Origin of the sequence: Arcobacter sp. LA11, assembly GCF_001895145.1 — a bacterium.
In the GTDB taxonomy this organism is placed as follows: Bacteria; Campylobacterota; Campylobacteria; order Campylobacterales; family Arcobacteraceae; genus Halarcobacter.
Window position 1 is genome coordinate 16,068 of record NZ_BDIR01000017.1, and the last position, 16,412, is coordinate 32,479.

At 28.2% G+C, this 16,412-nt stretch carries 15 protein-coding genes and 1 tRNA gene; 7 read left to right on the forward strand and 9 right to left on the reverse strand.

Annotated elements, in window-relative coordinates:
- Window positions 1–57: 57 nt before the first annotated feature.
- Window positions 58–1,221 carry a UDP-N-acetylmuramoyl-L-alanine--D-glutamate ligase gene (gene murD, locus BT997_RS13875; RefSeq protein ID WP_174247251.1) on the reverse strand — a complete coding sequence of 388 codons (1,164 nt, stop codon included), beginning with the start codon at window positions 1,219–1,221 and terminating at the stop codon, window positions 58–60.
- Window positions 1,222–1,228: 7 nt separating this feature from the next.
- A complete protein-coding gene (gene mraY / locus BT997_RS13880) occupies window positions 1,229–2,290 on the reverse strand; it encodes a phospho-N-acetylmuramoyl-pentapeptide-transferase (protein ID WP_072682537.1) in 1,062 nt (353 codons plus the stop codon).
- 68 nt (window positions 2,291–2,358) lie between these two features.
- On the opposite strand from mraY, the gene gpmI reads away from it, so the two are divergent.
- Genes gpmI through BT997_RS13895 form a run of 3 tightly spaced genes read left to right on the forward strand, consistent with a single transcriptional unit; the run spans window position 2,359 to window position 6,535 of the window.
- Window positions 2,359–3,834, forward strand: a complete 1,476-nt coding sequence (gene gpmI / locus BT997_RS13885) for a 2,3-bisphosphoglycerate-independent phosphoglycerate mutase (protein WP_072682538.1) — start codon at window positions 2,359–2,361, stop codon at window positions 3,832–3,834.
- Between the two features lies 1 nt (window position 3,835).
- Window positions 3,836–4,534 (forward strand): ATP-binding cassette domain-containing protein, encoded by a 699-nt coding sequence (locus BT997_RS13890; protein WP_072682539.1) that lies wholly within the window; start codon window positions 3,836–3,838, stop codon window positions 4,532–4,534.
- A 6-nt stretch (window positions 4,535–4,540) separates the two neighbouring features.
- On the forward strand, window positions 4,541–6,535 hold the full coding sequence (locus BT997_RS13895) for a penicillin-binding protein 1A (RefSeq protein WP_072682549.1): 1,995 nt from the start codon (window positions 4,541–4,543) through the stop codon (window positions 6,533–6,535).
- Window positions 6,536–6,622: 87 nt separating this feature from the next.
- On the opposite strand, the gene glnA is transcribed toward BT997_RS13895, so the two are convergent.
- The 4 genes from glnA to BT997_RS13915 all read right to left on the reverse strand — a co-directional run bounded on the left by glnA (window position 6,623) and on the right by BT997_RS13915 (window position 9,662).
- A complete protein-coding gene (gene glnA, locus BT997_RS13900; protein ID WP_072682540.1) occupies window positions 6,623–8,050 on the reverse strand; it encodes a type I glutamate--ammonia ligase in 1,428 nt (475 codons plus the stop codon).
- Window positions 8,051–8,171: 121 nt separating this feature from the next.
- A complete protein-coding gene (locus tag BT997_RS13905; RefSeq protein ID WP_072682550.1) occupies window positions 8,172–8,984 on the reverse strand; it encodes a histidinol-phosphatase HisJ in 813 nt (270 codons plus the stop codon).
- 11 nt (window positions 8,985–8,995) lie between these two features.
- Window positions 8,996–9,439, reverse strand: coding sequence for a molybdenum cofactor biosynthesis protein MoaE (locus BT997_RS13910; protein ID WP_375537755.1), 444 nt, complete (start codon window positions 9,437–9,439; stop codon window positions 8,996–8,998).
- 1 nt (window position 9,440) lies between these two features.
- Window positions 9,441–9,662 carry a MoaD/ThiS family protein gene (locus BT997_RS13915; protein ID WP_072682541.1) on the reverse strand — a complete coding sequence of 74 codons (222 nt, stop codon included), beginning with the start codon at window positions 9,660–9,662 and terminating at the stop codon, window positions 9,441–9,443.
- Between the two features lie 70 nt (window positions 9,663–9,732).
- Between BT997_RS13915 and BT997_RS13920 the strand changes: the two genes are divergently transcribed.
- Both BT997_RS13920 and BT997_RS13925 read left to right on the forward strand, forming a co-directional pair.
- Window positions 9,733–10,380 (forward strand): MqnA/MqnD/SBP family protein, encoded by a 648-nt coding sequence (locus BT997_RS13920; protein ID WP_072682542.1) that lies wholly within the window; start codon window positions 9,733–9,735, stop codon window positions 10,378–10,380.
- 11 nt (window positions 10,381–10,391) lie between these two features.
- Window positions 10,392–11,159, forward strand: a complete 768-nt coding sequence (locus tag BT997_RS13925; RefSeq protein WP_072682543.1) for an undecaprenyl-diphosphate phosphatase — start codon at window positions 10,392–10,394, stop codon at window positions 11,157–11,159.
- On the opposite strand, the gene BT997_RS13930 is transcribed toward BT997_RS13925, so the two are convergent.
- Window positions 11,142–12,170, reverse strand: a complete 1,029-nt coding sequence (locus BT997_RS13930; protein WP_072682544.1) for a UDP-N-acetylglucosamine--N-acetylmuramyl-(pentapeptide) pyrophosphoryl-undecaprenol N-acetylglucosamine transferase — start codon at window positions 12,168–12,170, stop codon at window positions 11,142–11,144. The two genes, BT997_RS13925 and BT997_RS13930, sit on opposite strands and share 18 nt — an antisense overlap.
- Window positions 12,171–12,172: 2 nt before the next feature.
- Window positions 12,173–13,405, reverse strand: coding sequence for an FtsW/RodA/SpoVE family cell cycle protein (locus BT997_RS13935; RefSeq protein ID WP_072682545.1), 1,233 nt, complete (start codon window positions 13,403–13,405; stop codon window positions 12,173–12,175).
- 28 nt (window positions 13,406–13,433) lie between these two features.
- Between BT997_RS13935 and BT997_RS13940 the strand changes: the two genes are divergently transcribed.
- Together BT997_RS13940 and BT997_RS13945 are read left to right on the forward strand one after the other, a co-directional pair.
- Window positions 13,434–15,308, forward strand: a complete 1,875-nt coding sequence (locus BT997_RS13940) for a penicillin-binding protein 2 (protein WP_072682546.1) — start codon at window positions 13,434–13,436, stop codon at window positions 15,306–15,308.
- A gap of 14 nt (window positions 15,309–15,322) precedes the next feature.
- Window positions 15,323–15,832 carry a peptidylprolyl isomerase gene (locus BT997_RS13945; protein WP_072682547.1) on the forward strand — a complete coding sequence of 170 codons (510 nt, stop codon included), beginning with the start codon at window positions 15,323–15,325 and terminating at the stop codon, window positions 15,830–15,832.
- Window positions 15,833–16,316: 484 nt separating this feature from the next.
- On the opposite strand, the gene BT997_RS13950 is transcribed toward BT997_RS13945, so the two are convergent.
- Window positions 16,317–16,392 (reverse strand) — tRNA-Thr (locus BT997_RS13950).
- Window positions 16,393–16,412 lie beyond the last annotated feature (20 nt).

A 16,412-nucleotide genomic window follows, 5' to 3' on the forward strand; every position in this document is an offset into this window, starting at 1 on the left:
ATAACGTTTTTCAACGTGTCCTTCTTAAATTGGAGTGAAATTATATACAGATAATTATTAAATAAAGCTTAAATTAAAGACTAAATCTTTAAATTCTTTTCCTCTTTCTGCATATGAAGAGAATTGGTCAAGAGAAGATGCTGCAGGAGATAGGATAGCAACACTATTTGAAGTATGTTTTAAATGAATATTTTTTACAGATTCTTTCAAGAATTTTGATTCAAAATATGTTATATTATATTTTTTACAATACGAAATTACTCTTTCATAATTTGTACCAATAGCAAATATTTCTATATTTAAATCTTTAATATATTCAAAAAGAGGTTCTATATTTACCCCTTTATCATCGCCACCAACAACTAAATATATCTTTTTATCTAAATAAGGGTTTAAGGCATTTATAGTTGCATCAACATTTGTAGCTTTTGAGTCATTAACCCATAATCTATTATCTTTGTCTTTAAACTCTTCTACTTTATGCTCATCTATAGTAAACGTATTAATATTCTTATAATCTACTTCGTCAAAAATTATCTTTTTTGAAGCCAAGGCTAATATAGAATCCAATAAAAAAGGTTCATTAAATTTTATTTTTTCTTTATTTATATCAAAAACTTTGCACAAATCATCAGAATTTTTGTATGTTATTTTATAAGCACTTGAAGGATAATCTTTAAACTCTTCAGGAATAATTGCAATTTCTCCTTCACACATCATATCCAAAGGTTTTAATTTTGCTTTTTTATATTCTTCAAAACTTCCATGCCATGAAATATGATCTTCTGAAATTGGTAAAAGTATATATAAATTTGGTTTTGCCTTTTCTATATAATGAAAAGTAAAAGAAGAAGTTTCTAATATCCAAATAGGAGCTTCTTTATCCAATAAAGAAACTGCTGTTCCTATATTTCCTCCACAAAGGCTTCCTTTGTCTTTTAAAAGATGTTGAATCATTTGAGTAGTTGTAGTTTTACCATTTGTTCCAGAGATCCAAATAGAAAAAGGCATTTCATCAGCTAATAAATCATAATCACTCTGTATGTTTTTTGATTTTAATACCATTTCATTATTAGGGGGAATTCCAGGACTTACTATAGTTATATCATTTGAATTTAAATCATAGTTTTCAAAATCACTATCATCATATAATACTACATCATCAAAACTATCTTTTACTGCTTGTGCAGTTATACCTTTTCCTAATACTCTAATCATAATATATTCTTTATCTAATTTTGAGACTCATTAAAGCCACTAAGTTAGCCATAAAGGAGATAATCCAGAACCGAACTATAATCTTATTCTCTTTCCAACCTTTTTCTTCAAAATGGTGATGAATAGGTGCCATAAGAAATACTCTTTTTTTTCTGAGTTTATAAGAACCTACTTGTAAGATTACAGAAACTGTTTCAATTACAAAAATAAGGCCAATTATCACTAATAAAATTTCAGATTTTGCAACAATTGCCATATATCCCATAAATGCTCCCATTGGTAAAGAACCACTATCTCCCATAAATACTTGTGCAGGATGACAGTTGTACCAAAGAAAAGCAATGAGTGAACCTATTAATGCCGTACCAATTATTGCTAGTTCTCCTGTAGTTTTTATATTTGGTAATAAAAGATAAGAAGAGAAAATTGCATGACCTGTAATATAGACTATTCCAGAAAGTGTAAAAAATGCCATTATGGAAGGAACTGTTGCAAGTCCATCAAGACCATCAGTTAAATTAACTGCATTTGAAGCTGCAACCATAACTAATATCCAAAAAGCTAATGCAAAAAAACTCATATCAAAAAGTGGATATTTATAAAATGGTGTATAAAGTGTAGTTGTATGATTATACATAATTAAAACAGCTGCAACTATAAATGCTGCAAAGAACTGTAATATTAGTTTTGCTTTAGAGCTCAATCCCGCAGAATTTGCTTTTTTAGCAATCTTTGAATAATCATCTTGAATTCCAATTAAAGAGAAGAAACCTAAGGTTAATATTCCACCCACCACATAAAAATTGTTTAATTTAACTGTTAAAAGAGTTGCAATGATAGTTGAAAAAATAAATACAACACCACCCATAGTTGGTGTACCTGCTTTCTCTTGATGTGAATCTGGCGCATACTCATATATAGGTTGTGATGCATTCTTTGATTTTGTCCACTTCACAAATTTTGGAAGTAAAAACATAGTTAAAAAAAATGCAATAAAAAATGCGATACCAGCTCTAACTGAGATGTATTGAAAAATATTAATGTCTAGATGTCTATAAAACCAATAAAACAAATTTAAACCTTAGTTTTGGTATAATCGCGCTGATTATAATACAATATAGGTTTTAAAAGGTTTAAACAATGAGCAAAAAAGCAATCTTGATTATCACTGATGGAATAGGTCATAATGAATCAAATAACTTTAATGCATTTACAAATGCGCAAACACCAACATATGATTATCTATTTGAAAATGTGCCTTATTCTCTAATTCATACATATGGAGAACATGTAGGATTACCTGATGGGCAAATGGGAAATAGTGAAGTTGGACATATGACTATTGGAAGTGGAAGAGTTTTATATCAAGATTTAGTAAAAATAAATATTACGATAAAAGAAAATACTTTAAAAGATAATGAAATAGTTAAAAATACAATTGAAAATTCAAATAATATTCATCTTTTAGGTCTAATTAGTGATGGTGGTGTGCATTCACATATAAATCATATTATTGCATTAGCACAAATTGCAAAAAGCAAAGGTAAAAAAGTTTTTTTCCATATTATTGCTGATGGTAGAGATGTTGCACCAGATTGCGCAGCAAAATATGTACAGCAATTAATTGATGTATGTGATGAAGATATTAAAATAGCTACAATAGCAGGTAGGTATTATACTATGGATAGAGATAATCGATGGGATAGAGTTCAAAAAGGTCATGATGCATTAAGCTTTGCAACACCTAAATCATCTAGCGATGTATTATCTTATATTGAGACCTCATATAAAGAAGATGTATTTGATGAATTTTTAATTCCAACTGCTTTTGAAGGATACAATGGATTTGAAGAGAATGACGGAATACTTTTTTGTAATTTTAGATCTGATAGAATGAGAGAAATTTCTAATGCAATTGCAAATAAAGAATTTAATGAATTTACAACATTCGATAAAAAATTAAACATTGCAACAATGACTCAATATGATAAGAATCTTCCTTTACCTATATTATTTCCAAAAGAGACTCCAAAAAACACTTTAGCAGAAGTTATATCAAATGCTGGACTTTCACAACTTCATACAGCAGAAACAGAAAAATATGCACATGTAACTTTTTTCTTTAATGGTGGAGTTGAAGAACCTGTATTAAATGAAAGTAGAGTATTGATTCCTTCTCCATCAGTTGCTACATATGATTTAAAACCAGAGATGTCTGCACCAGAAGTATCAACAGAAGTTCAAAAAGCTATGGCTGCACAAACTGATTTTATCGTTGTAAACTTTGCAAATGGTGATATGGTTGGTCATACAGGAGTTTATGAAGCTGGAATAAAAGCCGTTGAAGCTGTAGATTATGAACTAGGACAAATTATACAAAAAGCTAAAGAATTAGATTATAATTTAATTCTAACAAGTGACCATGGAAACTGTGAAATGATGAAAAATTCAGAAGGTAAAGTTCTAACAAACCATACAGTAGGAGATGTTTTTTGTTTTGTATTAGCAGAAAACATAAATGAAGTTAAAACTGGAAGTCTTAATAATATTGCTCCTACAGTTTTAAAACTAATGCAACTTGAAAAACCAAAAGAAATGGATGAGGCACTAATCTAACATGAGTAAGACTGTAGATATAAAAAAACTTCAAATATCAACTTCTGATAAAAAGCTAGTTGATATTAGTTTTAAAATAATTGATTCTACAGCACTTATAGGACAGAGTGGAAGTGGAAAATCTTTAACCTTAAAATCTATGCTAAATCTTTTACCTTCAAATCTTGATTTAGTTTTTGATGTAAATACAGATTTTAAACTTAACTATTCTAATATTGGTTTTATTCCACAAAACCCTTTTACCTCTTTATCTCCAATGACAAAAATAAAAAAACAATTTTTTTGTACTGAAAATAGAAAAAAAGAACTTCTAAAGCTTGTAGGATTAGAAGAATCATTCTTAGAAAGATTTCCAAGTGAATTAAGTGGGGGACAACTACAAAGAGTAGTAATCGCAATTGCATTAACAAATGAAATAAAATTGCTTCTTTTAGATGAACCGACAACAGCTTTAGATGAAAGTTCAAAGAAAGTCATCTTAGATTTAATAAATGACTTATCAAAAAAATTAGATATTTCAATACTTTTTGTAACTCATGACATAAGCTCTATAAAAGATATTTGTAAAGATATTGTTATAATAAAAGATGGAACAGTTGTAGAAACAGGTAAAACAATTGAAGTACTAAAAAATCCAAAAAATGAATATACAAAAGAACTTATAAACTCAACTTTTGAAAACAAAGAATTTAGGAAATAAAATATGATGAAATATATTTTTACATTTTTACTATTAATTGCAGTTGGTGTAGCAGGATGGCTATTAAAACTTTATTCAGATATTAGACATGATATAAATAAAGTAGTAGAGTACAATCCTTCAAAAACGACGCAATTCTTTGATAAAAATGGAAAACTAATAGCTAATATATTTAATAAAGAGCATAGACTATATGTAAAGTATGAAAATATTCCAGCTCGAGTAGTTGAAGCACTAGTTGCTATTGAAGATACACAATTCTTTGAACATAATGGGATAAACCCAGATGCAATAAGTAGAGCAATTATAAAAGATATAAAAGCCATGAAATTAGTTGAAGGAGCAAGTACTTTAACTCAACAGTTAATAAAAACTCTTGTATTAAGTAGAGAGAAGAAACTGCTGAGAAAAATAAAAGAAGCCTTACTTGCAATTAGGCTTGAGACTATTTTAACAAAAGAAGAAATATTAGAAAGATATTTAAATCAAGTCTATTTTGGTCATGGGTATTATGGTATTAAAACAGCAGCACTTGGTTATTTTAGAAAAGATTTATATGAGTTAAATATAAAAGAAGTTGCAATTTTAGTTGGATTACCAAAAGCACCAAGTTTTTATGATCCAACAAAAAATTTAAAATTTGCATTAACAAGAGCTAATCAAGTTGTAAAAAGAATGAATACATTAGGTTGGATAAATAAAAATGAATATGAAAATGCGGTAAACTTTATTCCAACAGTTTATAATGACACCTTAACTCAAAATAAAGCCCCTTACATAATTGATTATGCATTAAAAACTTTACAAAAAGACATCAAAGATATTAAATCTGGTGGGTATAAAATTAATTTAACAATAGATTTAAATGCACAGGAAATTGCAAGAGAATCCTTAAAAGTAGGATATGATGGAATTTTAAAAAGAGATGCAAAATTACAAAAGAATCCAAGAAATAATGTAGATGCTAAAAAAAGACCTGTTAAAGAAGGTTATTTTATAGAAACACTAAATGGAGGTATTATTTCAATTGAAAATAATACAGGGAAAATACTAGCTCTTGTTGGTGGTATTGATTATAAAACATCTGCTTTTAATAGAGTTGTTCAAAGTAAAAGGCAACCTGGTTCTTCCGCTAAACCATTTTTATATCAAACTGCATTAGACGTAGGATATTCTCCTGCTTCACAATTAGTAGATATTGGAAGAACATATGATTATAAAGTAAATGGTCAAAAAAAGAAATGGCAACCTAAAAATTATAGTGGTAATTTTAAAGGTGTTCTTACACTTAGAGAATCTCTTACAAAATCAAGAAACTTAGCAACAATAAACCTTGTAACAGAAGTAGGTATTGATGATATGTATAAAGGTTTAGAATCTTATGGAATAACTGGAATTCCAAGAGACTTATCAATTACCCTTGGTTCTTTTTCTATTTCGCCGCTTAACTTAAGTAAAGCATATAGTGTGTTTTCGAATAACGGAATCCAAGTTACTCCATATATGATAAATAGTATAGAAAATAGTAAAGGTGAAGTTACAAATTTTGAGCCAATCGAAAAGTATGTTAACTCTCCAGAACAAACTTTTTTAATGAAGTCAATATTAAATGATGTAGTGACAAGAGGAACAGGACGACGTGCTAATGTAAAAGGAATTGATTTGGCAGGGAAAACTGGAACAACAAATAGTAATGTCGATGCATGGTTCTGTGGTTTTTCTCCAACTATTCAAACAATTGTATGGTATGGAAAAGACAATAATACACCTATGAGAAAAAGTGAAGGTGGAGGATCAACAGCAGCTCCTGCTTTTTCACATTTCTTTAAAAAATATTTAGAAATTCATCCTGAAATAGAAAGAAATTTTAAGATACCAAATAATATAAAGACTTCTATTATTAATGGTAAAAAAGAATACTATACAGATATTTCTCCACTTCCTGAAATTGAGATTCCAATGGTATCAGAAAATCCTAATGAAGATGCTATTGAATTCTAAAACTAGTATTTATCTTACATATAAATATCAAAACATAAAAAAAGGCTAGTCCAAATTGGACTAGCCTTTTTTCTTTTTGTTAAAATATTAACAAGAATAAGTTGATTTAAATTCGAATGCTGTAGGTCTAGCTTCATCAGGCCAAACTTGAGTTTCAAATTTATAGTGTTGATAAGTATCTACCATATCTTCCGTAAATACTGGTTTTAAGAAATCATTATCTCTAATTAAAGCTTCTAATGAACCTCTTAAAGTATGAGGCATTTGAGGAATATTTCTTTCTCTAATCTCATCTAATGGCATTTCAAATAAATCTTCATCCATTGGACCAATTGGTTCAATTTTATTAGCAATTCCATCAAGACCAGCCATTAACATAGCAGCAAATGCTAAGTAAGGACAAGAAGTTGAATCTGGGAATCTCATTTCAATTCTAGTTGCTTTTTCACCAGCTCCATAAGGAACTCTACAAGAAGCAGATCTATTTTGAGAAGAATAAGTTAAGATTGAAGGAGCTTCAAACCCTGGAATTAATCTTTTGTAAGAGTTAGTTGATGGGTTAGTAAATGCAGCAACTGCTCTAGCGTGTTTAAAGATTCCACCAACATAGTGTCTAGCCATTTCAGAAAGGTTACCATACTCACCTTCTGTATAGAATAAGTTTTTACCATCTTTCCAGATTGATTGGTGAACGTGCATACCATTTCCATTATCACCAAATAAAGGTTTTGGCATAAATGTACAAGATTTACCATTTAAGTGTGCAACCATTTTACAAACGTATTTATATTTTTGTACGTTATCAGCAGCTTCAATTAAGTCTCCAAATACGATACCAATTTCACCTTGAGCTTGTGCAACTTCGTGGTGCCCTAAAACAACCTCTAGTCCTACTTGCTCTAAAATTTGCATCATTTCAGCTCTTAAATCAACCATAGAATCAGTTGGTTGAACTGGGAAGTAACCACCTTTTGTTCTTGGTCTATGTCCAATATTTCCACCTTCAAAATCAGAAGAATCTGACCACTCACCCTCTTCAGAATCTACTTTATAGTAAGACTCATTGATAGAATCAATGATTTTTACATCATCAAAAATAAAGAATTCATTTTCAGGTCCAAAGTAAGCAACATCACCAACACCAGACTCACTTAAATGAGTTAATGCTTTTTTAGCAATAGATCTTGGACATTTTTCATACATTTGACCTTTATAAATATCATAAACATCACAAAATACGATAATTGTTGAATCAGCAGTGAATGGATCTAAAAATGCAGTACCAACATCTGGCTTTAATAACATATCTGATTTATTAATTGGTTGCCATGCATCAACAGAAGAACCATCAAAAGGCATTCCTAATGATAATTGATCAGCTGTAACTGCACTCATCATATACGTTAAGTGATGCCACATCCCTTTCATATCTGTAAATCTAAAATCTACAAATTGTACTTCATTCTCTTCACAATATTTGAAAAACTCTTCGTTATTGTTAACAAATTTACCCATGTATAAACTCCTTAAAATTATTAACAAATATTGTATCAAAATAAAAAAAATGTAAGCTAAAAAAAATGTATAAAAAATATACAATGTATTATTTTTTATAATGTATCATCTAAAAAAGTGTTTAAAAAGTAACTAGTTGTTTATCTCTATTTTTAAAGGTCACGCATTTTGAATAACCAATATCTTTTGCAAAATTTACAAGCTCATCATATTTAAATCCTATTTGTTCAACTGCATGAGCATCAGAAGAGAATGTAATAGGAATATTTAATTCATATGCCATGGATAGTAAATCTTTAGAAGGATATGCTTCACCAATAGGTTTTCTTAAACCTGCTGCATTTATCTCTAAAACCATTTCTGATTTTTTTATTGCTTTTAATGCATTTTTAGCAAGTAATCTTATATCTTTATTTGGTAGATACTTAAATACTTTTATTAAATCTAAGTGCCCAACAATATCAAAATATCTAGAATTTGCCATTTGCTCAATTGCAGTAAAATAATCTATCCAAATATCATCTATATTTTTTTCTTTATATTTACCTATAAACTCTGGATTGTCAAAGCCCCATAAAGAGCTATTTTTTTCTTGAATAAAATGAACAGAGCCTATTAGATAATCCACGTCTGAATTTATAATTTCATCTAATATTAAATCTTTGTTCTGCATAAAATCGACTTCATAAGCCAGTAAAATTTCAATATCGTTTTTATACTTTTCTTTTAAAGTTTTTACTTCATTTTCATAGAAATCTTTCTCTGAAATATCCATACGATATTTAGGATCAAAATTCATTGGAGCATGTTCTGAAAATCCAAAAATATCAATCTTCATTTCAATTGCTTTTTGAACATACTCCTCCATACTACCAACTGCATGATTACAAAGAGTTGTATGATTATGTAAATCTACCCTAACTTTTTCACTCAAGATATACTCTTTCAATTTAATATGCCCGCACCTTTTATAGCTGTACTTCTATCTTCTGCATAAACTCTTTTTCCATCAATAATATCATATTTCCAAATAGGAGCAGCAGCTTTAAAATCTTCCACAAATTCATCTATCATTTCTAAGGCAACTCTTCTTTTAGGCGAACAAACAGCAGCTATATAAGAACTTTCATGATTTAAGACATCACCTCTACTATGTGCCATTAGAACAATTGCATTTTTTTCTTTTGCTTTCTCTTGCCAAGCATTAAACCAATTATTTAATATTGGTTCATAAATATCAAAACTTAAACCATCAATTCCATTTTCATCTCTAACTACACCATTAAATGTAATAATTGCTCCATAATTTGAATTTTTAAATTCATCAAACCAATTTGCATTTATTTTATTTACATCTAAAGGCCCATCACATAAAATTAAATTCTGCACATTAACCACCACATACTGGAGGAAGTAGCGATATTCTATCACCATCATTCAATGCAACATCTTTTGAGGAAATTAAAGTGTCATTTATTGCAACTGCACAAGTCTCTAACCATGTTGATACTTGCTCATCATTCTTTAAAATTGAACTTAATTCACTTAAATTAGTAATTTCTACTTCCATTGCGTTTTTGTTAATTGGGCCTAAGAATTCTACCTTAACCATTTTAACCCCTTATTTACAAATTTTTTAGTATTATATCGAATTTAATTTAATGTTAGGATGAGCTAAATCAATGATATTTGCAAAAATTGACTTTATAAACTTACTACCTTTTCACGTCTATATAAAAAAGAATATAAGATCAAACCAAATAAAATCTATAATTCAATATAAAAAGTCGTATCCAGCTGATATAAACCGAAAATTTAAAAAAAGAAAAGTTGATTCAGCTTTCATCTCTTCAATTACTTCAAGAGGTGAAAAAAGATTAAACCTTGGAATAGTAGCAAAAAATGATGTTCAATCAGTTATCTTAATTCCAGGAATTCCCAAAGATGATTTTCAAAGTGAAACTTCAAATGCCTTAGCAAAAGTATTAGATTTAAAAGGCGAAGTTTTAATAGGAGATAAAGCATTAAAATATTTCCACGAAAATAAAGATAAAGAATTTATAGATTTAGCAAAAGCTTGGAAAGATAAATATAAACTTCCTTTTGTATTTGCGACACTTTGTTACTCTAAAAATGGAAAAATGTTAGAAAAAATTATTAAAGGATTTAATAAAAAACATATTAAAATTCCGCAATATATTTTAAACTCTTATTCAAGAAGATCAGGGATATCTAATAAAAACATTTTAGAATATCTTGAAAAAATAGATTATGATATAGGGGAACAAGAAACAAGAGCTCTAAAAAAATTTCTTAAACTTACAAAATAAAAAGGTTATAAATGGATATTATTGATTCAATAATTTTAGGAATCATAGAAGGAATTACTGAATTTCTACCTATCTCTTCAACAGGTCATCTAATTGTTGCAAGTGAATTTTTAGGAATAGACCAAAATTCTGTTACGAAAGCATATGAAGTGATTATTCAATTTGCTGCTATTTTAGCAGTTGTTTTAAACTATCCAAGTAAATTTACTTTCAAACATATTGATTTATGGACTAAAATTTTTATTGCTTTCTTACCTATTGCAGCTATTGGTTTTCTTTTTTCAAATCAAGTAAAAGCATTATTTTCACTTGAAGTAGTTGCTATTATGTTTATTATTGGAGGAATTGTATTTTTAATAGTTGAAAAATTTTATGATGAATCAAAACATATAACAAGTGATGTTGAAGATGTCACATATAAACAGTCTTTATATATAGGATTAGCACAAATTTTTGCGCTAATCCCTGGTACAAGTAGAGCTGGTTCAAGTATTATTGGAGCTATGTTAGTTGGACTTAATAGAAAAGCTAGTGCAGAATTTTCTTTTCTTTTAGCCTTTCCTGTTATGTGTGCTACTACAGGATATGATTTATTAAAACACCATAATGAATTATTTTCAGATGCAAATTTAATGAATCTTCTAGTTGGATTTGTTATCTCATTTTTAGTTGCATTTATTGCAATTAAACTATTTCTAAAATTCTTAGAAAACTTTACTTTTGTTGCATTTGGAATTTATAGAATTCTATTTGGTATCATTCTACTTATTGTTATGTAGAATGATATCAACTATGGATTCAACTGCATCACAGTTAATTGAATTGACTAATTTTTTACTCATCAAATAATTATCTTTTTTTAATATATCAATAAGTACATCTTCATTTAAATCTTTTTCACGTGATATATAACAAAGACCCTTTTCTTCTAAAAATTTTGCATTAGTATATTGATGATCTTTTGCAGCATAAGGATAGGGAATAAAAAGTGTTGGTAAAGAATTAGCACTTAATTCCCAAAGAGTTGAAGCACCAGCTCTACTAATTGCAAAATCGGCTTCATTCATCTTTTTTGATAGCTCTTTAGTAAAAGCAAAAACATCAACATCAATCTTCATTTCTTTATAGGCTTTAGTAACACGCAAGATATCAGCTTTACCTGTTTGATGGATTATTCTTAAACCTAATTTGTCTAATCTAGGTGCAACTTTTATTGCAAAATTATTAATTGCTTGTGCCCCTTGAGAACCACCTAAAAAGATTACAGTTTTTAAATCATCTCTAATTCTTGCATTATTAAAAAATTCTTCTGATACAGGATAATCTTTTATTAATGATTTATCATCAAAAGAAGAGAATATTTCAGTTGCAAATTTTGAAGTTAGTTCATTTAATCTACCCATCACAGAATTTTGTTCATGTATATATAGTTTGCAACCCCAAGATAAAATTGAAGCAAAAGTGGCAGGAGCAGCAGAAAACCCACCTACGCTAATCACTGTTTTTACATTATTTTTACTATAAATATTAAAACATTGATTCATTGCTTTAAATATTTGAAACAAAGAACTAAGTTTTCCTAGACCTTTTTTATTTACTACTCCTTTAGTATCTAAAAAGATAGTCTTTTTTAATCTTTTATCCCCTTCAAACCAAGTTTTATCTTGACCATTTATTGAACCAATAAAAATAGGTTTTATTCCTCTTTTATTAAACTCTTCAATAAATGAATCCGCAACTTTTAAATGTCCACCAGTACCACCACCAGTTATAACAACTGAACCCTTCATATTTACCTAACCTTTTTATTCATATCTACTGATTTACTAATTGAAAGAACTAATCCAATTGCAACTGACATTGATAACATGGATGAACCACCATAACTTAAAAGTGGAACTGCGATACCTTTTATTGGAATCATTCCTGATATTCCATAAGAATTTATTAAAAATGCAATAATAATCATTAATGCAATACCAATAGTAAATAAATGATATATTTTATTTTCAACTCTTCCACTAATTTTAAAAATTCTTAACACTATTAAAAACATAATTATCGTAATAAAAACTAAGCCTAATAATCCCAGTTCTTCTGTAATCCCTGCTAAAACAAAATCTGTATGAACCTCACTTAAAAAACCTAATTTTATATTTCCAAAGCCAACACCTTGCCCAAATACCCCTCCATTATGCATTGCATTTAGAGAATGAGATACTTGATAAGGTTCAGGAAGTTCATCAATTCTTAAATAATTATCAGCCCATTCAGGTAAAATAGATAAAATTCCATCTTGTACCATCGCCCACCATGAAAAAATTCTTTGAATTCTATGAGGAGCAGCAACAATTAAACCAATTAATGCAATAACTCCAACAACACCAAGAGAAACAAAAACTTTATAACTTCTATTTGCAAAAATAAGAAGAATAAATAAAATTCCACCTAATAAAACAACTTGTCCTAAATCTTTTTGTAAAAATGCAATTATAAAAACCACTACAAAAAATGTTAAGAAATATGGAGCTAAGAGTAAAAACTCTTGTTTCAATCCAATTTTTCTTGGAACCTCAATTAATCTTCTATGAAAAGACCAAGATAAAAAATATATAAAACCTATTTTAAAAAATTCTACAGGAGATAAAGAAAATCCTGGTAATCGAATCCATCTATTTGCTCCACCAGAAGCTGTAACCATAGAAGTTGGTAATATTGGCATTATTGCCATTAAAATAAAAAAAAGAATAAAAAGTCCCATTCCTACATGATTGACAACTTTATCTGGTTCCATTCTAGAAAATATCCACATGATAAATATTGATAAAGTCCCTACAAATAATTGTCTAATAAAAAAATGAAATTGATTATAGCCATAATATTCCACTGTATATATACTTAAAGAGTACGAAAAAATTATACTCATTGTGATTAATAATGAAACTAATAAAAAAAGTATATAGTCTGCTTCAAATATGCTATTTTTTTTATTGTTATCTTTAATTTGATTTTTGTTAGAATGCATTTTTTATTATATTACATTATGGATAAATATGTCTTCAATTCTAGAGGAAAAAGATAATAAAATCAAAAAAATTGTGATTTTGTTTTTCTTTATACTTTTTTTACTTATTATACTTTTAATTTCAGTATTTGATACAATCAAAAGCTATAGAAGATTGCCCTCATTAGATACTACTAAAAAAGAATTGTCTGTACGTGGAGATATTATAAGCTCTGACAACTTTAAAATCACTACATCAAAAAAAATTTACAAAGCCTCTATTGACACAAGACATTTAGATCAAAATAAAAAAGATCTATTTATAAAACTCTTTTCAATCTATAGTAATATCCCATACAAAAAAATATCGAAGAAAATTGAAGAATCATTAAATAAGCCAGGAAATTTAGTTTTATCTTATAACATCGACTCTAAAACTGCAAAAAACTTAAAAGAATTAGGTTTTAAACTACGTAAACTAAAAGTATTTAAACCAAGAAAAGTTCGTGGAGGGAAAATACTTAGAGGATTAAGTATCAATGAAAGTGGTGAAAAAAGATTATACTCATATGATAATACTTTAACGCCAGTTGTAGGATATATTACCAAGTTTGAATCAGAAAAAGGGAAAACAAAAGTAAAAGGGATTAAAGGTCTAGAAAAAAAATTTGATGAACTTTTAAATAACAGTAAAGATGGAATATTAAGTGGAAATAGAGATGTTTTATCGTATATCTCATTTAATAAAGGCTCTGTAATCAAACAAAGAGTTGATGGTGCTAATTTAGTTTTAAATATACCTCTAAAACTTCAAAAAAACAATGAAATGATACTAGATATGTATAAAAAAAAACTCGTAGCAGATGAAATTATAGTATCAATAATGGATAGTAAAACTGGTAAAGTTTTATCATTAGCTTCTTCAAATAGATTTAATCCAGAAAAAATATATCAAAAAGATATTCCTTCTTTAAATGTAAATGCAATAGAATACCAATTTGAGCCAGGTTCAATTATAAAACCTATATCAATAGCACTAGTAATGGATAAAAAAAGAATTAAAAAAAATGAACTATTTTTTGCTCATAATACAAAAGGAAAAGCAAACAAAAAAGGAGAATTTCCTAGAGGTCGATATAAACTAGGACGTTGGTCAATTAAAGATGATCATAGATTTAAAAAACATTATCTAACTGTTGATGATATATTTATATTTTCATCAAATATTGGTACACTTCAATTAGCACAAAGACTTAGTGGACCAGAATTTTATGAAGGAATGAAAAGATTTGGTTTTACAAGAAAAACTGGAATTGATTTACCTTATGAAAAAAAAGGTGTAATGCCAAAAATATGGCAATTTTCAGCAAATGATAAAAAGAAAGAAGACAATGTATTTAAAGCAACAGTATCTTATGGCCAAGGAATGACTTCAACTTTTATGCAAGCATTAAAAGCCTATTCAATATTTAATAATAAAGGATATGCAGTAACTCCCAAAATATTATCTCATATTGAAATTGATAATGAAAAATATAAAGAAGACAAATTAAAAAATGAAAGAATCATCTCTGAAAAAACAGCAAATGAAATAAAAAGGATGTTAATTAAAACTGTTGATAAAGGAACAGGAAAAGCAGCACAAATACCAGGTCTTGAAATCGGTGGGAAAACAGGAACTGCTCAAATAGCAAGACGTGGTAAATACCTAAAAAAATATATATCATCTTTTTTTGGCTTTGTAAATGATGGAGAAAATTCATATACAATTGGAGTAACAGTAATGAATCCTATATCAACTGGTAAATATTGGTATTATCATTATGCTTCATGGTCTGCTGTACCAGTATTTAAAGAAATAACAAACAATCTAGTTAAATTAAACTACCTAAAACCAAAAAACGATATAATTTCAAAAAAATAAAATAAAGGAAAAATATGTTCGGATTTTCAAAAGAACTTAAAAAATATGACTATTCACAAGAAGAATTATCAAAATTTCAATATGCTAAAGTAACAACAGAAAATGGAGTTATTTGGTTAAAACTATTTAATAAAGAAACACCTAATACTGTTTCAAATTTTGCAACATTAGCAAATGATGGTTTTTATAATGACTTAAACTTTCATAGAGTAATTCCAGGTTTCATGGCTCAAGGTGGTTGTCCTAATGGCACAGGTACAGGAGGTCCAGATTGGGCAATTGAATGTGAAACAACAGCTGAGAAACAAGTCCATAAAAAAGGTAGCTTATCAATGGCACATGCGGGGAAAGATACAGGAGGAAGCCAATTCTTTATTTGTTTTGTACCTTGTCCTCATTTAGATGGAGGTCATACTGTTTTTGGCGAAATTGAAGAAGGAGATGAAGAAAGCTTTATTTCTTTAGATTCTGTTAGTCAAAATGATAAAATAATTTCAATAGAAATATTAGAAAATAAAAACTAAGAAATTCACATAACAAAGGGAAAAGGTCAGTTGAGAAACTGGCCTTTTTTTTTAATAAAAAATATACAATAAAATACCTATAAATAAGTAGGAAAAATGAAAAAACTAATACTACTAACAATCCTGATAATAAAACCTCAAATAATAAACGCAAATACAAACTATAAACCAGATTATTATACGAAAGAAGGATATTGTGTAGTAAATACAATAAATAAAAGATATGAAGGATTAAAAGCCTTTAAAACAGAAATAGAATTTTTAAATTATTGTAAAGGAAAAATGATATTTAAATATAAAGAAGATAAATGTAGATGGTTTACAATGAAAGATATGAAATTTGATATCTTAATTAGTGATAATAAAAATAAAAAAGAGCTGTTTAAAATAGGAGAAAGAAAAGAACTCTGTACAAATAAAGTAATAGAAGAGATAAAAATAAACATCTTAAAAAGAAATATGAACCTTAATAAAAAAAGAGAGATGGAGCTCACAATCGGAGTTGAACCGATAACCTCTTCCTTACCATGGAATTGCTCTACCATTGGAGCTATGCAAGCAAATAAGAAGAAATAATCCT